16 protein-coding genes and 1 tRNA gene are annotated in these 18,763 nt (G+C 61.6%); 14 read left to right on the top strand and 3 right to left on the bottom strand.

All coding sequences use genetic code 11. The annotated features are described in order from the left end of the window. The first annotated feature begins 92 nt into the window (after window positions 1-92). The 7 genes from ACFVHU_RS16655 (at window position 93) to abc-f (ending at window position 7,615) form a co-directional block, all read left to right on the top strand. The gene (locus tag ACFVHU_RS16655) at window positions 93-1,202 is read left to right on the top strand and encodes a pseudouridine synthase (protein ID WP_388025401.1); all 1,110 of its coding nucleotides are present in this window, start codon (window positions 93-95) and stop codon (window positions 1,200-1,202) included. 3 nt (window positions 1,203-1,205) lie between these two features. Continuing rightward, window positions 1,206-2,306 carry a prephenate dehydrogenase gene (locus tag ACFVHU_RS16650; RefSeq protein WP_133834497.1) on the top strand — a complete coding sequence of 367 codons (1,101 nt, stop codon included), beginning with the start codon at window positions 1,206-1,208 and terminating at the stop codon, window positions 2,304-2,306. Continuing rightward, window positions 2,288-2,983: a (d)CMP kinase gene (gene cmk / locus ACFVHU_RS16645; protein ID WP_105659050.1), complete on the top strand. Its 696-nt coding sequence runs from the start codon at window positions 2,288-2,290 to the stop codon at window positions 2,981-2,983. The genes ACFVHU_RS16650 and cmk overlap by 19 nt, the downstream gene beginning before the upstream one ends. A gap of 65 nt (window positions 2,984-3,048) precedes the next feature. Next, window positions 3,049-4,581, top strand: a complete 1,533-nt coding sequence (gene der / locus ACFVHU_RS16640) for a ribosome biogenesis GTPase Der (protein WP_105659051.1) — start codon at window positions 3,049-3,051, stop codon at window positions 4,579-4,581. 101 nt (window positions 4,582-4,682) lie between these two features. Then, a tRNA-Pro gene (locus tag ACFVHU_RS16635) sits at window positions 4,683-4,756 on the top strand. A 100-nt stretch (window positions 4,757-4,856) separates the two neighbouring features. Continuing rightward, a complete protein-coding gene (locus ACFVHU_RS16630) occupies window positions 4,857-5,699 on the top strand; it encodes a PhzF family phenazine biosynthesis protein (RefSeq protein ID WP_388025399.1) in 843 nt (280 codons plus the stop codon). A gap of 209 nt (window positions 5,700-5,908) precedes the next feature. Further along, window positions 5,909-7,615 carry a ribosomal protection-like ABC-F family protein gene (gene abc-f / locus ACFVHU_RS16625; RefSeq protein WP_388025397.1) on the top strand — a complete coding sequence of 569 codons (1,707 nt, stop codon included), beginning with the start codon at window positions 5,909-5,911 and terminating at the stop codon, window positions 7,613-7,615. Here abc-f and ACFVHU_RS16620 read toward each other — a convergent pair. Further along, window positions 7,608-8,078, bottom strand: coding sequence for a hypothetical protein (locus tag ACFVHU_RS16620; RefSeq protein WP_388025396.1), 471 nt, complete (start codon window positions 8,076-8,078; stop codon window positions 7,608-7,610). The two genes, abc-f and ACFVHU_RS16620, sit on opposite strands and share 8 nt — an antisense overlap. 18 nt (window positions 8,079-8,096) lie before the next feature. Here ACFVHU_RS16620 and ACFVHU_RS16615 point away from each other — a divergent pair, with 18 nt between their 5' ends. Together ACFVHU_RS16615 and ACFVHU_RS16610 are read left to right on the top strand one after the other, a co-directional pair. Next, entirely contained in the window at window positions 8,097-8,408 is a 312-nt protein-coding gene (locus tag ACFVHU_RS16615) for a hypothetical protein (protein WP_388025394.1), read from the top strand. A gap of 211 nt (window positions 8,409-8,619) precedes the next feature. After that, complete coding sequence (locus ACFVHU_RS16610; protein ID WP_105662555.1) at window positions 8,620-10,509, top strand: FAD-binding monooxygenase; 1,890 nt, start codon at window positions 8,620-8,622, stop codon at window positions 10,507-10,509. A 236-nt stretch (window positions 10,510-10,745) separates the two neighbouring features. On the opposite strand, the gene ACFVHU_RS16605 is transcribed toward ACFVHU_RS16610, so the two are convergent. Further along, window positions 10,746-11,108 (bottom strand): DUF488 domain-containing protein, encoded by a 363-nt coding sequence (locus ACFVHU_RS16605; protein WP_133834491.1) that lies wholly within the window; start codon window positions 11,106-11,108, stop codon window positions 10,746-10,748. 267 nt (window positions 11,109-11,375) lie between these two features. Here ACFVHU_RS16605 and ACFVHU_RS16600 point away from each other — a divergent pair, with 267 nt between their 5' ends. The 4 genes from ACFVHU_RS16600 (at window position 11,376) to ACFVHU_RS16585 (ending at window position 14,017) form a co-directional block, all read left to right on the top strand. Then, complete coding sequence (locus tag ACFVHU_RS16600; RefSeq protein ID WP_105659058.1) at window positions 11,376-11,828, top strand: FHA domain-containing protein; 453 nt, start codon at window positions 11,376-11,378, stop codon at window positions 11,826-11,828. A 74-nt stretch (window positions 11,829-11,902) separates the two neighbouring features. After that, window positions 11,903-12,658 carry a MerR family transcriptional regulator gene (locus tag ACFVHU_RS16595; protein WP_286134412.1) on the top strand — a complete coding sequence of 252 codons (756 nt, stop codon included), beginning with the start codon at window positions 11,903-11,905 and terminating at the stop codon, window positions 12,656-12,658. A 40-nt stretch (window positions 12,659-12,698) separates the two neighbouring features. Continuing rightward, window positions 12,699-13,181: a bifunctional nuclease family protein gene (locus ACFVHU_RS16590; RefSeq protein ID WP_105662558.1), complete on the top strand. Its 483-nt coding sequence runs from the start codon at window positions 12,699-12,701 to the stop codon at window positions 13,179-13,181. 242 nt (window positions 13,182-13,423) lie between these two features. Then, complete coding sequence (locus tag ACFVHU_RS16585; protein ID WP_105659060.1) at window positions 13,424-14,017, top strand: MerR family transcriptional regulator; 594 nt, start codon at window positions 13,424-13,426, stop codon at window positions 14,015-14,017. Between the two features lie 93 nt (window positions 14,018-14,110). On the opposite strand, the gene ACFVHU_RS16580 is transcribed toward ACFVHU_RS16585, so the two are convergent. Beyond that, window positions 14,111-14,926, bottom strand: coding sequence for a ParA family protein (locus ACFVHU_RS16580; protein ID WP_105659072.1), 816 nt, complete (start codon window positions 14,924-14,926; stop codon window positions 14,111-14,113). A 351-nt stretch (window positions 14,927-15,277) separates the two neighbouring features. Here ACFVHU_RS16580 and ACFVHU_RS16575 point away from each other — a divergent pair, with 351 nt between their 5' ends. After that, window positions 15,278-18,730 (top strand): pyruvate carboxylase, encoded by a 3,453-nt coding sequence (locus ACFVHU_RS16575; protein WP_133834490.1) that lies wholly within the window; start codon window positions 15,278-15,280, stop codon window positions 18,728-18,730. The last annotated feature ends 33 nt before the right edge of the window (window positions 18,731-18,763 follow it).

Below are 18,763 nucleotides of genomic sequence, written 5' to 3'. Positions count from 1 at the left end.
AGCCGGCAGCTACAACGGACCAACCACGCGTGAAGCCCCAAGACTGGCGGGCTTGCGCAGCGAACACGTAACAGCAAGGGACACAGGCAAGCATGAGCAGGGGACCATCCTCAGGCCGCAACGATCGCGGCAACAATTCAAACTTCGGCGGCAAGCCAGCAGGCGGCCGCGGCACTACCGGCGGCAAGGCCTACGGCAAGCCAGGCGGTGCAGGCCGCACCGGTGGCAAGTCCTTCGGCGAGAAGCCATTCGGCGAGAAGCCGTATGGCAAGTCCGCCCCGGGCAAGCCAGGGGAAAAGTCGAATTCGGCCAAGCGCAACACCGCAGCACCGCGCAAGAACTCCGAGCGTGCTTTCGGCAAGGAACGCTTCGGCAACTCCGTGCCGACCAACTATGCGCGCCCGACCCAGCGCGCCCGCGCCCAGGCTCGTGCCGAAAGCCAGGCAGCTCGCGAGATCAACGGCGAGCAGCAGGACGGCATCCGCCTGCAGAAGGCCATGGCCAACGCCGGGGTGGCCTCGCGCCGCGTCTGCGAGGAGATGATCCTCGAAGGCCGCGTCGAGGTCAACGGCAACCTGGTCGTCGAGCTGGGTTCGCGCGTGGATCCAGCCAAGGACCGCATCCACGTCGATGGCATGCGCATCCAGATGAACCAGGCAAACCGCTACTTCGTCTTCAACAAGCCGAAGCACGTGATGTGCACCATGGATGACCCGGAGGGCCGCCGCACCATCGCCGACTACTTCAAGAACGAGCACCACTCGCTGCGCTTGTTCCACGTTGGCCGCCTGGACTACAAGACCGAAGGCGTCTTGATCCTGACCAACGACGGCGAGCTGGCCAACCGCCTGCAGCACCCGAAGTACGAAGTCCCCAAGACCTACCTGGTGCAGATCCCCGGCCCGCTGCCGCGTGCGGTAAGCAACCAGCTGCGCGAGGGAATCAAGCTCGAAGATGGCTGGATCAAGGTCGATGACCTGAAGATCATCGCCACCACCCCGAAGCACGTGATGGTCGAGGTGACCCTGCACTCGGGCCGCAACCGCATCGTGCGCCGCATGTTCGACGCCGTAGGCCACCCGGTCCAGCGCCTGGTGCGCGTTGCCGTGGGTCCGGTGCTGCTGGGCGACCAGAAGCAGGGCACCATCCGCTCCCTGGGCAACCAGGAAGTCGGGCACCTCATGGCCATGGTGGGGATGTAGCCCATGGCGTCTTCTCACCTTGCAGGCCCGGTGCTGGTCATCGGCACCGGCTTGCTGGGCACCTCGGTGGGATTGGGCCTGCGCGCCAAGGGCGTGCACGTCTACCTGTCGGATATTTCGCCGACCGCTGCCGGAGTAGCCCAGGACATTGGCGCCGGGGTGCTGCTGGAACACCAGCAGATCGCCCCGGAACTGGTCGTGATCGGTGCTCCACCGGATGTCACCTCCGCCCTGGTGGGCGACGCGCTGCTGGCCTATCCGAACGCGGCCGTGGTGGACATCGCCAGTGTCAAGGGCTCGATCCTGGCCGGCGTGCTGGCGGACGAGCGGCTGGGCGAGGCCGAGACTTCCCGCTATGTGGGGACGCACCCGATGGCGGGCCGGGAGAAGTCCGGACCGGCCGCGGCCCGTGGCGAATTGTTCACCTCCATGCCGTGGGTCATCTGCGCCCATGAAGGCGCGCAGGCTTCGCGGGTCAAGGCCGCCGAATCCCTGGCCATCGACCTGGGTGCGACCATGTACCGGATGAGCGTGGCCGAGCACGATGAGTCCGTCGCGCTGATCAGCCACTTCCCGCAAGCGGCCAGCTCGATGATCGCCTCGCGCCTGCTGAACGCCGAAAGCCACCAGCTGGCCTTGGCGGGCAACGGGCTGCGCGACACCACGCGCATCGCGGCCAGCGACGAGAAGCTCTGGATCCAGATCTTCTCGCACAATGCCGCCGCACTGGTGCCGATCCTGACCGGGATGAAGGAAGATCTGGACCGGCTGATCAGCACGCTGCAGAACCCGCAGGGCCCCGGCGCGCTGCTGGACCTCTCGCAGCTGATGACCGAAGGCAACGCCGGCAAGGCCCGGATTCCGGGCAAGCACGGCGCACCGCCGCAGGCGTTCGCGTTGGTCACCGTCGTGATCGATGACCGGCCGGGGCAGATCGCCCAGTTGCTGACCGAAATCGGCGACGCGCAGATCAACATCGAGGATTTGCGCATGGAGCACTCCGCGGGCCATCAGGTCGGCATGGTGGATGTTTCGGTCGTGCCCGGCCGGCGCGATGAATTGATAGATGTATTGACCAAGAACGGATGGAAGGTAGCCCAGTGAGCACCTTGAACAACGACAAGCTGGTTATTGCCATCGACGGCCCTAGCGGCTCCGGCAAGTCCTCGGTCTCCAAGGCCGTCGCCCGCAAGCTGGGCGCAGCCTACCTGGACACCGGCGCCATGTACCGTGCGATCACCTACTCGGTGCTCGCCGATGGCACCGATCTGTCCAACGCCGAGGCCATTGCCCAGGCCGTGCGCGATGCCAAGCTGTCCATCTCGGTCGATCCTGATGCTGAACTGGTTGAAATCGGCGGTGTAGACGTGACCGCGGCAATCCGCGAACCACGCATCTCCGAGCAGGTTTCCACCGTTGCCACCAACCTGGACGCGCGTGCCGAACTGGTCCGCCGCCAGCAGGAAATCATTGCGGCCAACACCCGCATCGTGGCCGAAGGCCGCGACATCACCACCGTGGTCGCCCCGGATGCCGATGCGCGCATCCTGCTGACCGCATCGGAAGAAGCCCGCCTGCGCCGCCGCGGCCTGCAGCTGGGCGGATCGCAGAACGAGTCGCAGCTGGCTACCCAGGTGCTGGCGCGCGATGCGAAGGACTCCACCGTGGTGAACTTCACCCAGGCTGCCGACGGAGTCATGACCGTAGACTCCTCGGACCTGGATTTCGAGCAGACCATCGACGCAGTGCTTGACGCAGTCGGCACTGCAACGAAAAACTAGCCTAAAGCTGGTGCCCATCCTCGGCGAGAGCCGATGAAGATTACGATCGCTGTGAAGGGAAAATCATGAGCGAGAACAACTCCACCCACGACGAGGAATACATCCCCGTTGGAGACGACGATATCGCCGAGCGCCTGGCCGAACTGAGCGAGGAAGAGGCCGCGGTTCGCGCCCAGGCCCTGCTCAGCGGACTGGAAGACTACGAACTGGACGAAGAGGACTCCGCCCTGCTTGCAGGCCTGGATAGCTTCGATGACGACGATGAAGACGTTGTCATTCCGCCGGTCCTGGCTGTTATCGGACGACCTAACGTCGGCAAGTCCACCTTGGTCAACCGCATCCTGGGCCGCCGCGAAGCGGTAGTCGAGGATACCCCGGGCGTCACCCGCGACCGCGTGTCCTATTCCGCCGAGTGGGTGGGACGCCCATTCACCATCGTCGATACCGGTGGCTGGGAGCACGATGCCAAGGGCATCCACGCCTCGGTTGCCGACCAGGCCGAAATTGCCGCCGACGTCGCTGACGCCATCCTCTTCGTGGTCGACTCCCACGTGGGCGCGACCGCAACCGACGAGGCTGTGGTGAAGATGCTGCGCAAGAAGGGCAAGCCGGTCTTCCTAGTGGCCAACAAGGTCGACGACTTCAACCAGGAAGCCGAAGCCGCCGCGCTGTGGGGACTGGGATTCGGCCAGCCATGGCCAGTCTCGGCCCTGCACGGCCGCGGCACCGCCGACCTGCTGGACGCTGTCATGGAGAAAATGCCGGCCCATTCGGCTTTCGGCGGCATGATCCCATCGGGCGGTCCGCGCCGCATTGCGCTGATCGGCCGTCCGAATGTGGGCAAGTCCTCGCTGCTGAACAAGGTGGCCGGCTCCGAGCGCGTAGTTGTCGACGATCTGGCCGGCACCACCCGCGATCCCGTGGACGAACTTGTCGAGCTGGGCGGCGAAGTCTGGCGCTTCGTGGATACCGCCGGTATCCGCCGCCGCCAGCACATGGCCGTCGGCTCGGACTACTACGCGTCGTTGCGTACCCAGACGGCGCTGGAGAAGGCCGAAGTCGCCGTCATCCTGCTGGCTGCCAATGAAACCATCTCCGAGCAGGACGTGCGCATCATCCAGCTGGCCATCGAAGCCGGCCGCGCGATGGTCATCGTCTACAACAAGTGGGATGAGGTGGATGAGGATCGCCGCTACTACCTGGACCAGGAGATCGAGCGCGACCTTGCCCATATCGAGTGGGCACCGCGCGTGAACATCTCGGCGAAGACCGGCTGGCACAAGGACAAGCTCGTTCCCGCACTGAATACCGCGCTGGAATCCTGGGACAAGCGCATTCCAACGGGCAAGCTGAACGCCTTCCTGGGCGAACTTGTCGCAGCCCACCCGCACCCGGTGCGCGGCGGCAAGCAGCCACGCATCCTGTTCGGCACCCAGGCTTCGGCCCGTCCGCCGCGCTTCGTGCTGTTCACCACCGGCTTCCTGGATCCAGGCTACCGCCGCTTCATCACCCGGCGGCTGCGCGAAACCTTCGGTTTCGAAGGAAGCCCCATCGAGGTTTCGATGCGAATCCGCGAGCGCCGCGGACGCAATCGCTAAATTTCGAATTTAGCCCTTCACTTGGTGTAGGCTAATAAAGGAGCTTTTCGCAGACGGCACCCTTGGTTCTCACGACTTGGGGATAACGGCTGCGAGGGCATCGGGCTATGGCGCAGCTTGGTAGCGCGCCTCACTGGGGGTGAGGAGGTCGCAAGTTCAAATCTTGTTAGCCCGACGATCCAATCGGAAAACCCCGTCGAGAGTTTCTCTCGGCGGGGTTTTGCCGTGCCTCCCCAGAATTCCACACCCACGGCGAAGATCCGGAAGATGGTCCAATGCAACGCAGATTCCAGCAGGTCGATGTCTTCGGCGCCACCCCGTACAAGGGCAACCCGCTAGGCGTGGTGCTCGACGGGCAGGGCCTGGATACCGAGTCGATGCAGGACTACTCGCTCTGGTCCAATCTCTCCGAGGTCACCTACGTACTGCCGGCCAGCGATGAGCGGGCCGACTACCGTTTCCGCATCTTTGCGCGCGAACGCGAATTCCCATTTGCCGGCCACCCTGCCTTGGGCACAGCGCGTGCCTGGCTGCAGGCCGGGGGAGTGCCGCAGGATCCGAAGCAGCTGGTCGTCGAGTGCGAAGCTGGTTTGGTGCCGATCAGGATCGAAGGTGAAACGCTTTCCTTTGCTTCGCCGCCGGCTGTTCGAACCGGTGCAATTGCGCCGCACGAACTGACGGAAATGATCCAGATCCTGGGCATTGAGCCCGAGCAGATTGTGGATTCGCAGTGGACGGACAACGGGCCGGGGTGGGCCGCAGTGCTGCTGGAAAACTCGCAGCAGGTTTTGGACGTCGCACCGCGGATCCCCAATAGGCCGGGACGCTGGAAAATCGGGGTCTTCGGCGCACTGCCGCAGTCGTCGGCACCGGAAAAATTCGAAGTCCGAGCTCTGGCCATCGAAAACGGCTCGCTGCGTGAGGACCCGGTCACCGGAAGCCTGAATGGAGCGGCCACGCAATGGCTGATGGCCGCCGGGCACGCCACCGCGCCACTGGTCAACCGGCAGGGTGCGAAAGTCGGACGCGATGGGCATGTGCATCTGGGCTTGGCCGACGGCCAGCTTTGGGTTGGCGGGGCCGCGAACGTCCTGATTGAGGGCATCATCGAGCTGTAGTGCGCAAAACCTTGCCTGTTGTGATGGCTTGGGCTTAGCCTTGAATGGTGGGAACGTTAATTCATGGAGTCCATTTCCTCTAGGCGGTAACCAGTGTCGAGCTTCGCTCCGCTGACGCCATCTTCATTGCACCTTTGTGGTGCCCGCCAACCACCAGCACCGCACCGGCCCTGATTACTCGGCGAACCGGTGCTAGGCAGGAAACTCCCGTGACCCAGTCCCAAAATATCCACCCGTCTTCCCAGCATGAGCCCGAAACCGAACCGGACTACGTATGCTCCCTGCAAAATATCGCCGTCAGTTTCGGCGAACGGGATGTGCTGACCGGCATCGACCTTGCAATTTCCGGTACCGACCGCATCGCAGTGCTTGGCGATAACGGTTCGGGAAAATCCACGCTGATGCGCGTGATTGCAGGGAATCTCGAACCCGACCACGGGCAGCGGAAGATGAACGCGCCCGGTGCCGTTGCCTACGCTGCGCAGAACCCGAGCTTCGCTGCGAACATGAGCGTGCAACAGGTGATCGATTCCTATCATCGGCGCTTCCGTGAACTGGAAGGCTTGATGCGCGTCATTTCGGCCAAGCTCGAAGATGCTCCAGAACCTGTCGCCGAACGTTTGATGAAGCAGCTGCAGCAGGTTACCGATCTGTACGAGGCGGCCGACGGCTATTCGCTGGCTCCGCGCCTGGATAGCGCCTTGGAGCAGCTGGGCCTAGGAGATCTGGATCGCCAGCGCCTTGTGTTCCAACTATCCGGTGGGCAGCGATCCCGGCTGTCGCTGGCCTGTGTCCTGTGTTCGGGTGCGCAATTGCTCCTGCTCGATGAACCAACGAACGACCTGGACGAGACGGCCATGAACTGGCTGGAGCGCACCCTGGATAAGCATCGCGGTGCGCTGGTGCTGATCAGCCATGACCGGATGTTCCTCAAGCGTTTTGCCCGATCCATCGTTGAGGTTGCCGACGGGTCGGTCGCGCATTACGGCAATGGCTATGACGGTTATCTGCATGCCAAGGAGCAGGAGCGCATCGCGATCCGCGTCGCCTACGAAAATTGGGTGCAGGAGCTTGAGCGTTCGCAGAACTTGGTTGATAAGTATGCTTCACGCGTCAGCGCCATTCCGCGCAAGCAGGAGAAATCCAGTTTTGGACATGGAAATTTCCGGGCCCGCGATTCCAGCCATGGGTCGACCTCCAAGATCCGCCAGGCAAAATCCCGAATCGAAGACCTCGAAACCCACCGGGCACCCGAGCCGGCTGCTGAGCTGTCGTTCTTGATGCCCGGCAGCACCCAGGACCAGGCTGGTGGCGAAACCTTGCTGCAGGTGATGAACGCCCGGCGCGGCTCGGATCCGAAACTGTCCACGCCACGCTTCGACATCAAGCTCGGCGAGCGCTGGCTAGTCACCGGCCCCAATGGTGCTGGCAAATCCACATTGCTCAAAATGCTCGCCGGAGAACTGGAATGCGCCGAGGGGAAGATCGAGCGCGCTGCCAACTTGCACTGCGGTTGGCTCCGCCAGGAAGTCGGCATTTTTCCTGGCAGCACCCTGGTTGAAGCCTTCGCCGCGGCCACCGGCCAGTATGTCCAGGACGCCGGTGCGTCCCTGGCCCAGCTGGGCCTGTTTTCGCCGCAGGATTTCCTGCGGCACCCCATGGCGCTTTCGGTAGGCCAGCGCCGCCGCCTGGAACTGGCTATTGCGGTCAGCACCAAAGCGCAGATGCTGTTCCTGGACGAGCCGACGAACCATCTCTCACCGGCCTTGGTGGAGCAGCTGGAGTCAGCGCTGGCGGAATATCCGGGCGCCGTGGTCACGGTCAGCCACGACCGGCGCTGGCAGCAGAAAATGCGCGAGCATTCGGTGGTGCATCGGCTCGGGGTGGAAGCAGGACGCGTCGAGCTGATCAGGTAGCGCTGGAGTTCTGGCTTCTCAAGTTCAGTCCGCCATCAAACAGGTGCTGCGGGTCAGTTCTCTCGGACAGGGCACGCAGCCGGGTTCCGGTCTGCCCAGGCCAGGCGAGCTCGGCAGCCGAACGGCGAACGTCCGAAGAGTAGGCGCCGTACGCGCCGGTGCCCAGAACCTGCAGGGCAGCGAACGACTGGTCCTGCTCGGCGATGCCCAACGGGTGGATCCAGGTAGCTGCCAGCACTTCTTGATGCCGCGACCCCCAGGCGGTGGCGTGGGCCGGAACCCGGGCTACGGCACCGCCCAAGGCCCGCAATTCGCCGACCAGGCTGGCCCGATGGGCCAATGACTGCGCCATGGCATCGCCCAACTGCTCATCCGCCTGATCGACCAGGACATCACGCATTTTGATGCGCTGCTGACCGGCATGCGGCGAATTCGGGGCTGGCACGATCAGCGGATAAGGCACTAGCTCGGTGCGCGAATCGTGAAGTTGGGCCAGGCCCAGGGCCTCGCGCAAGACCGGTGCTGCCTGGTCCTGGCCATCATTCGCGAGGGAGCGGATCGGGAACCATCGGCGATCCTGCGATTTGCCGCGGATTGCGCTGCCACGGCCAGCATCATCCGCCCCTATCTGTCGGCCACCAAATGGAAGCCGTGGCTGGTCGGAGATATCTCGTCCTCGCGCGACTTGGAGATTGGCGGGAAGTTCAACGCGGTGCACGGAGCCTATGGGTGTTCGCAACTTAATGAAGAGCAGATGCTGGAGTATGCCGGACCCGAGTGGGAGCATCGGTAGCAGCTGGCATCAGTGATGGGCCCCGGCGCGAGGTTATTGCGCCGGGGCTTCTGCCCATCTGCGGCTTAGGGTGGCCGGCGCAGCGTGCGTGAACTTGTGCCTGAGCTCACAGATTGTATATGATTAGTGTGCGATAAAAGATCATGCAGTTCTAATATCGAACATCATATTTATTGACTGAGGTCATCACAGGGAATTGGGGGATGAAACGGTGCAGTTTCACCACAACGGATACATTTCAGCCGATCCACGGGTGCAGCCAGCGGCTGGCGTGGGCATAAACCGTCCCATGGAGATGCCCGATGTCATGGATGTGCTGATCGTCGGTGCCGGTCCCGCAGGCATCATCACCGCCGCCCAGCTTTCCCAGTTCCCTGATGTGCACACCCGCATCATCGACCGACGGCCCGGCCGCCTGGAAATCGGCCAGGCCGACGGGATCCAGTCACGCACGGTGGAGACGTTCCAGGCTTTCGGTTTTGCCGAGCGCATCACCGCCGAGGCCTACATCATCAAGGAAACCACCTTCTGGAACCCTGATCCGCAGAACCCGGATCAGATCATCCGCACCGACCGCACCGCCGATGATCCAACCGGCGTCAGCGAATTCCCGCACCTCGTGGTCAACCAGGCGCGCGTTATCGACTATTTCGCTGATTTCGCGGCGAACTCCCCAGCTCGCACCGTCCCGGACTACGGGTGGGACTTCAAGGAACTGGTCGTTGAAGACGGCGAAGAGTACCCGGTGAAGGTCACCCTGATCGGCTGCGGCGAGAGCAATGACGGCATTGAGCGTGTAGTGCGTGCCAAGTACGTGGTCGGTTCCGATGGGGCCAGAAGCAATGTCCGCCGCTCGATCGGCGCGAAGCTCTCCGGTGACAAGGCCAATCACGCTTGGGGCGTCATGGACACCCTGGGCCTGACCAACTTCCCGGATGTGCGCACCAAGTGCGCCATCCATTCCAAGGCTGGTTCGATCCTGCTGATTCCGCGCGAAGGCGGGCAGCTCTTCCGCCTCTACGTCGACCTGGGTGAAGTTCCGGAAGGGGATAACGGCAAGGTCCGCGAGACTCCGCTGGAAGAAATCATCGAGCGCGCCAAGGCGATTTTGAATCCCTATACCCTCGAGGTCAAGGACGTCGCGTGGCACAGCGTCTACGAAGTAGGCCACCGGCTGGCTGACCGCTTCGATGATGTGCCGGTTGAAGAGATCGGTACCCGTGAGCCGCGCGTGTTCATTACCGGCGACGCCTGCCACACCCACTCGGCCAAGGCCGGCCAAGGCATGAACGTCTCCATGCAGGACGGGTTCAACCTGGCCTGGAAGATCGGCTATGTGCTCTCGGGCCAAGCTCCGGAAAGCCTGCTGCGCACCTACTCGGACGAGCGCAAGGTGATCGCCAAGGACCTGATCGACTTCGACAAGAAGTGGTCCTCCATCATGGCTGCTACTGCGAAGGAGCTTGAAGGCCAAGAAGGCGTTGCCGAGTTCTATGTACGCACGGCCGAATTCCCTGCCGGCTTCATGACCGAGTACGCGGCATCTGCGCTGGTCGCCGGCAAGGAGCACCAGGAGCTGGCCGCCGGATTCCCCGTGGGCAAGCGCTTCCGCTCTTCGGAAGTCATGCGCTTGGCCGATGCCAACCCAACGCACCTGGGCCACCACCATCGTGCCGACGGCCGCTACCGCATCTACGTCTTTGCTGATCAGCAGCCGGTGGGAGAGTCCCAGAAAATTGCCGCCTTGTCGAGTTGGCTGCTGGAGAATGAGCGCTCGCCACTGGTTCGCTTCACGCCGAAGGGTGCCGACGCCGACGCGCTGTTCGATGTCAAGGTGGTCTACCAGCAGGACTACACCACGATGAACGTGAATGACGCGCCGAAGGTGTTCCGTCCGGACACCGGCGTGTTCGGCCTGATGGATTACGAGAAGGTCTACACCGCATTGGACGGCTCGGACATCTTCGAGGAGCGCCAGATCTCCCGCGATGGCGCGATCGTGATCGTCCGTCCGGATATGTATGTTGCCAGCATCCTGCCATTGGATGCGGCCAACGAGCTGGCCCGTTTCTTCGAGCCGATCCTGCTGGAGCAGAACTAGTAGCGCCCTCGCTCCACATATCACCGATGGCACCGCGAGTATCTCGCGGTGCCATCGGTTTCCCTGCGCAGGGCGTCGCGTGGAAGTGCGGAATATTTTTCGGCGCAACGTGGTTGAACCACCAAGGGACAGGACTTCGATGAAAGGTGTCACGGTGAGCCAGGAATTCAGCTTTGACCTTCAGCAGGTGGTCGATTCGGATATGGTGTGTGCCGACGGCGTGTGCTTCGTGCCGCCTACGGACCAGAGAGCTGATCGAGCAGATAGTCACGCAACACCACAGCATGATTAGCCTGCTCATTTTTTGCTCCGTAGACCAAAGTGACCACGGGATGCTGGTCCAGTACTTCCAGAAAGCCATCGACAGCGGGGTTCTGATCTAGCTCGGCGCGATAGTGCTGCGCAAATTCGCCAAAGCGGTCGGCATCGTGATCCCAGCCTTTGCGAAGCCCGGTGCTCGGTGCCAAGGCCTTGGCCCAGTGATCCAGCTGAAGGGCAGCCTTGCTCTTCCCGCGCGGCCAGAGCCTGTCAACCAGGATCCTGTAGCCGTCCTCGACGCTGGGCGCGGTATACGCGCGTTTGAGAAGTATCTTCGTCATGATTCACCTGAAAGTTCCTGAATTCTCATTGCATCGCCTCCATCTGTGGGAAAGGATCGAAGTGCAGGGGCTGCCAAGGCATCATCGTCTCTCTTGGCATCTTGCCACACTGGCAATCCCTTGCAGCGGAAAATATGTACTTTTCTGTTATCAGTTGGGCAGTGAGTAGGCTAATCTGTAAATAGTTTGGTATTACTGACTGTGCCAACACAGAACTCAAGGTCGTCACGCACGAACTGTTAACAGAATTTTCTGGAGGACCCCATAATGTCGGAACATCGGCCGGTTGACCCGCACAACGAGTCTGCCTCTGAGACGACCAATATCGCTCTTCCTGCGGTGCACAAGGGTGCTGAACCTTCGGTCATCTACACCCTGAGTGAGGATGAGAAAAACGCAGTTAACGCCCTGCCAGCTGGTTCTGCGCTGCTGATTGCCCATTCCGGACCAAACAAGGGCGCACGCTTCTTGCTGGACACCGACGAGAGCATCGCAGGCCGCCATCCAAACGCGGATATCTTCCTGGACGATGTGACCGTTTCGCGTCGGCATGCCAAGTTCTCCCGAACGGACGCGAGGTTCACGCTCAGCGACATCGGATCGCTGAATGGTACCTACATCAACGGCGACCGTATCGACGAGATCCCGTTGAGCACTGGTGTTCAGGTTCAGATCGGCAAATTCCGCCTGAATTTCTACCAAAGCGTTCCGAACCTTTAAACTAGTAGAGTTCGAGGTTTTGTCCGCCGGCGTCTGGCACGCCGACATATCCATACATCCGAGGTGTAGACCCTTTGCCGATCTTTGACGCAGCCCGCAGCCCACGTCTCGAGGCTCAACGCCACGAGACCTTCCGGCAGGCCGCGCTGAATATCGGCGAGGTGCTCTCGGAACTCAAGGATGAGTTCCCACGTGTCACTGCGTCCAAGATCCGCTTCCTGGAAGACAAGGGACTGATCATCCCGCAACGTACCTCCGCTGGATATCGAAAGTACTCCGCGTCGGATGTGAGCCGCTTGCGTTTCATCCTTTCGGTTCAGCGCGACCAGTACCTGCCGTTGAAGGTCATCAAGGACCATCTCGACTCGGTGGATCGCGGTGAAGCGCCAGCAGCATTGCCTGGGGGAGCCCCGGTGGCGCCACAGGCGGTCAACGATGACATGGCTGAGGCCGTGGAGCGCAAAACCCGTTCGGTGTCCTTGGCTGAACTGCAGGGGCTGACCGGTGCCAGCGAGGAGCTCGTTGGCGAATTGATAAAGTTCGGCTTGATCGAACCGGTTGCTGGCCTGTTCGACGCCAACAGCATCAAGGTCACCAAATCGGCCGTTCAGCTGGCGGGCCATGGCGTTGAACCTCGCCACCTGCGGCAGTTCCGTACCGCAGCTGATCGCGAGTTCTCGCTGATTGAATCGATTGTCGGCAACGAACTGAAGAAGCCTGAAGTCTCCGCTCGTGCCCGCGCTGCGGAAGAGGCCCAGGAAATCTCGCGCCAGTGCCTGGAAATTCACGAGGCCCTGGTGCAACGTGCTATTTCCCAACTGGATCGCTAGGCTGAATTCGAACAGGCAACAACAACTCTAAGGGGCTAGCATGCTGGAACTGGAGTTTGCCGGAATCCGTATTCAATTGCCGGCGAATCAGCCGCTGTTGCTGCTCAAATACCCTGAGCGTAATCTCTACCTTCCGCTGTGGATAGGTGCGCCCGAAGCCTCGGCCATCGCAATGTCTGAACAAGGGCTCACTCCGCCTCGGCCGATGACCCATGATCTGCTGCTCAGCGTCATTGAAAGCATGGACGTGAAGCTTGAGCGGATCGAAATAGTCTCGGTAAACAATGCCGTGTTCGTCGCGGAGCTTGTCCTTTCCAACGGCAAACGCGTAGATTCCCGTTCCTCGGATGCCGTCGCCCTTGCCGTGCGCGCCCAGTGCCCGATCATGTGCGCCGAGCACGTCCTGGAAGAAGCTGGCGTGGCCATCGAGAATGAAACTGGCGGCGAAGAGGCACCCGAAGAGCAGTTGCGCGAATTCCGTGAATTCTTGGACAATATTGATCCAGAAGATTTTTCTTCGTAGATATCGCGCGTTTGGTTTCAGTGGAATATTGGCCTTGAATTGGGTAATTCCCCAAGCCTGCGCGACACGCCTTAAAGTTAAGCTTGAAGGTCTTTGACCATTAGTCGTTATCGCCGTACCGTCTTTGCATAGGGACATTTAAAAAGAGCTGTTTTTTGATGGTCATCACTCGCATCTGCGCGGTTCTCATTCGGTCCCTGGATACTCGTTTAGGAACGTGCTGACACGCAAGGAGCAATTGGATGGAGTCTCGCCAGACTGGGCCTCACTATGGGGTCGACGGTGGCAACAAGCAATCCAGCACCCAGGGACTGCTCTTCACCGATGACCTGCCTGAGCTGGATGAACATGCCGGCTACCGCGGTCCAATTGTGTGCAAGGCAGCCGGCATTACCTACCGCCAACTCGACTACTGGGCACGTACTGGCCTGGTAGAGCCGGCAGTGCGCGGAGCCAAGGGATCCGGCAGCCACCGCCTTTATTCATTCCGGGATATCCTCGTGCTCAAGGTTGTCAAGCGGCTGCTGGACACCGGAGTATCCCTGCAGCAGATCCGTTCGGCCGTTTTGCACCTGCGTGAACGCGGCGTTGAGGACCTTGCCCAGATCACGTTGATGAGCGATGGAGCTTCGGTCTACGAATGCACCAGCGCCGACGAGGTCATTGACCTTGTCCAGAAGGGCCAGGGCGTATTCGGCATCGCCGTAGGCCGTGTTTGGCGCGAGGTGGAAGGTTCCCTTGCCCAGCTGCCTTCAGAGAGCTCTGTGCAGCAGACCCTGCCAGAAGATGAATTGGCTGCCCGTCGGGCTGCCAAGGCGGCGCGCAACGTCGGCTAGGGCCGGCAGATAATTCAAGAGCTTAAGCAATTGACCGGATCTTCCTTGAAGGAAGATCCGGTCAATTGCTTAAGCTGCTATCCGTATCCGGGCCTAGGTGTTGTTCGGGCCTGCTGCGGACATGACTTCCTTGAGCAACGCGTCGAACTGCGCCAGCATCGGAGCAGTAGCCTTGGAAGGCCACTGGTGCACCGAGTACGCGGCACCTTGGATCTGCTGCCATTCCGGGTGTTCGGGAATCTCGGGCTTGACCATGGAGTCGCCGAACATCTGGCGCATTTCGCCCAATCGGAAGGTATGCTCCGCGGAGTCCTTGCGGACGCGGTTGGCGACAACACGTACCGGTCCCAGGGAAGGAGCGAATTCACGGCGGAAGAGTTCCAATGCGCGCTGGGTGCGCTCGGTGCCGGCCACGGAGAACAAGCTGGGTTCTGCCACTAGCACGAGCTGATCCGACGCGCTCCATGCCATGCGGGTCAAGCCGTTCAGCGATGGCGGGCAGTCGATGAGAACCAATTGGTAACCGCTGGTGCGGCTCAGAAGCTGGGAGAGGCGGCGTAGGTCGCGGGTCCGCAGATCTGGTCGATCGTAGATGCCGGTGAATGCGTCGCCAACGGCAACATCGAGCACTGGAATGCGGGTACGGGATTTCTTCTCTGCTGCCTTGGACTGCCAAGCGCTGGCGACAACCTGATCTTGCAGACGGGCGCGACGAGCGTTCTTGAGCATTTGCCCAATTGGCTGCTTCCCATTAGCCCGGACTCCAAGGCCAGTGCTGGCATCCGCATGGGGATCCAGGTCAATGACGAGAGTCGGAATGCCGGCGGCAAGTGCTGCTGAAGCCAATCCGAGTGTCACGGAGGTTTTTCCTACGCCACCCTTGAGGCTGCTGATGCTCACTACGTGCACGGACCAGACCACGCCTTTCACTGTTCGTTAGTTTAAACGTCCCACCGAATTTTTAGTCTCTCATCATCATAGTGTGCCGAGCCGTGTTTCTCCGACTTTGCAACGTCAGTTTTTGCCATTAGGCACCAGTTAGTGATTAAAACTTCAAAGATCCAATTATTTCATGTGGTCTGACCACAAGGCGAAATGTTTGGACGTTCTGGAGAATCCCCGTGTAGTGTGTTTCACAGAAGTGGCAAATGCTAGCTGCTTTTCGAGACCCGACACGCTGGGATGGCGGGCCTGCACCTGAGGGGAACAGTCCTGATTGTGCCGTTGAACCAGCGTGTACAGATTCGATGTAGGGACACTATGTTTGAAAAGATCTTGGTCGCCAACCGCGGTGAGATTGCGATTCGCGCTTTCCGCGCCGGCTACGAGCTGGGCGCAAAGACCGTTGCTGTCTACCCACATGAGGATCGCAATTCGATCCACCGTCAGAAGGCCGCAGAGGCCTACCAGATCGGCGAAGAGGGCCATCCGGTCCGCGCCTACCTGGATATCGACGAGATTATCCGCGTTGCCAAAGAAGCCGGCGCGGATGCAATCTACCCGGGCTACGGCTTCCTCTCGGAAAATCCTGACCTCGCACGAGCTGCCGAAGCAGCAGGCATCAAGTTCATCGGTCCAAAGGCGGACGTGCTTGAACTGGCCGGCAATAAGGTAGCGGCGCTGAAGGCTGCTCGCGAGGCAGGCATTCCGGTACTGGAATCCTCCGAGCCAAGCGATGATGTTGATTACCTGATTGCCGAGGCCGATCGCATCGGCTTCCCGATCTTCGTCAAGGCTGTAGCCGGCGGCGGCGGTCGCGGCATGCGCCGTGTCGACAAGCGCGAAGACCTGCCGGAGCTGATGGGCGCGGCAATGCGCGAAGCCGGCACCGCCTTCGGGGACCCCACCGTTTTCCTGGAACAAGCAGTGCTGCGTCCGCGCCACATCGAGGTGCAGATCCTCGCCGACGAGCAGGGCAACATTGTCCACCTGCATGAGCGCGACTGCTCGCTGCAGCGCCGCCACCAGAAGGTTGTCGAAATCGCTCCAGCACCGAATCTGGATGAATCGATTCGCCAGGCGCTGTTCCGGGACGCCGTGAAGTTCGCGCAGACTCTGGGCTACCAGAACGCAGGCACCGTCGAATTCCTCGTTGATACCGTGGGCGACCGCGCCGGGCAGCACGTATTCATTGAAATGAACCCGCGCATCCAGGTTGAGCACACGGTGACCGAAGAGGTTACCGACATCGACCTGGTGCAGGCGCAGATGCGCATCGCTGCTGGCGAGTCGCTGAAGGATCTGGAGATCAGCCAGGACACCATCCAGGTGCGTGGCTGGGCCTTGCAGTCCCGCATTACCACCGAAGATCCAGCCAATGGCTTCCGTCCGGATGTTGGAACCATTACCGTCTACCGCTCCGCCGGCGGCTCGGGTGTCCGTCTGGATGGCGGCACGATCTACACCGGCGCCGAGGTGTCCCCGCACTTCGACTCGATGCTGGTCAAGCTCACTTGCCGTGGCCGTGACTACCAGACGGCTGTGGCTCGCGCCCGCCGTGCGCTGGCCGAGTTCCGCGTGCGCGGTGTGGCCACCAACATCCCGTTCATCCAGAATGTGCTCAGTGATCCGCAGTTCCTGGCCGGTGATGTCGCTACCGACTTCATCGACTCCCGCCCGGATCTGCTCACCGGCAATGAATCCCAGGACCGCGGTACCAAGGCGCTGAACTTCCTGGCCCATGTCACGGTGAACCAGCCAAATGGCAGCCGTGTCGAGGGAATCGACCCGCGCAAGAAGCTTCCTGCTTTCCCGGGTGACAAGACCGACGAGCCAGAGCGTTCGCCATTCGATGGCCCCTCCAAGTCCGCCGTGCCGGCCGATGGCTGGCGCCAGAAGCTGCTGGATCTCGGTCCGGAAGGATTCGCCAAGGCCCTGCGCGAGTCGAAAGCGGTGGGCATCACCGATACCACCTTCCGCGATGCGCACCAGTCGCTGCTGGCCACCCGCGTCCGCACCCGCGACCTGCTCGCGGCAGCACCGGCCTACGCGCACAACGTCCCGCAGCTGTTCTCCATGGAAGTCTGGGGCGGTGCCACCTACGATGTGTCCCTGCGATTCCTGGGCGAAGATCCCTGGAAGCGCCTGGAGCTGCTGCGTGCGGAGCTGCCGAACATCCCGTTGCAGATGCTGCTGCGCGGCCGCAATACCGTGGGCTACACTCCATACCCAACCGAGGTCACCGACGCTTTCGTGAAGGAAGCCGCGTCCGCAGGCATCGACATCTTCCGCATCTTCGATGCGCTGAACGATGTTTCGCAGATGGCTCCGGCCATCAAGGCGGTACGCGACACCGGCACCGCAGTCGCCGAAGTGGCCCTGTGCTACACCGGCAACCTGCTGGATGCCAACGAGAAGCTGTACACCCTGGACTACTACCTGGAGCTGGCACAGCAGATCGTCGACGCTGGCGCGCATATCCTCGCAATCAAGGACATGGCCGGCCTGCTGCGCCCAGCGGCAGCAACCAAGCTGGTCACGGCCCTGCGCGAACGCTTCGATCTTCCGGTGCACCTGCACACCCACGACACCTCCGGCGGGCAGCTGGCGACGTTGATGGCTGCCATCGACGCCGGTGTGGACGCCGTCGACGTGGCCAGCGCGGCCATGGCGGGCACCACCTCGCAGCCATCGGCCTCTGCACTGGTCGCAGCGCTGGAGTTCACCGAGCGTGATCCCGGCCTGTCACTGGATGCCGTGGCGTCGCTGGAACCGTACTGGGAAGCAGTGCGCGCCATGTACAAGCCATTCGAATCCGGACTGCCAGCGCCAACCGGCCGTGTCTACCAGCACGAGATTCCGGGCGGCCAGCTTTCGAACCTGCGCCAGCAGGCCATTGCATTGGGCCTGGGCGAGCGTTTCGAAGCCATCGAGTCGATGTACGCCTCGGTCAATGACATGCTCGGCAATGTGGTCAAGGTGACTCCATCGTCCAAGGTCGTCGGCGACCTGGCCTTGCAGCTGGTGGGTTCCGGAGTCCCAGCCGCGGACTTCGAAGCGAACCCGCAGAACTACGACATCCCGGATTCGGTCATCCAGTTCCTCTCGGGAGAGCTGGGCAACCCTCCAGGCGGCTGGCCGGAACCGTTCCGCACCAAGGCGTTGCAGGGACGCAATGTCAAGGCCCATGTCGAGGACCTCTCGGCAGAGGACCTGGCAGCGCTGCAGGCGGATTCGGACACGATTCGCGGTACCCTGAACCGGTTGCTCTTCGCTGGCCCAACCCGTGACTTCGAGAAGTCGGTGGAGAACTACGGCGATTTGTCCGTCCTGCACACCCGCGACTACCTCTACGGCCTGGTTCCCGGCTTTGAGCATGTCATTTCGCTGGGTACCGGTGTTCGATTGCTGGTCAGGCTGGTATCGGTATCGGAAGCCGATGAGAAGGGCCTGCGCACCGTCGTGGTCAACCTCAACGGCCAGTCCCGCCAGCTCAAGGTCCGCGACGAATCGGTAGAATCCACCGTGAAGTCCGCGCCGAAGGCCGATCCGAACAACAACGGCCACGTCGCTGCACCCTTCGCGGGAGCGGTGACTGTGAACGTCAAGGTCGGCGACCTGATCGAGGCCGGCCAGTCCGTGGCCACCATCGAAGCAATGAAGATGGAAGCTGGCATCACCGCCAACGCGGGCGGCGTGGTCAGCCAGGTAACCCTGAATGGCACCAGCCAGGTACAGGGTGGCGATCTGCTGCTGGTGATCGAACCCAAGTAGCATCCGCAGTACCCAGAGCACGGGGGCTCGTGA

Origin of the sequence: Glutamicibacter sp. NPDC127525, from assembly GCF_042672105.1 — a bacterium.
Lineage (GTDB): Bacteria > Actinomycetota > Actinomycetes > Actinomycetales > Micrococcaceae > Glutamicibacter.
The sequence above is the reverse complement of the archived record's forward strand: the minus strand, read 5'-3'. Positions and strand labels throughout refer to the sequence as shown.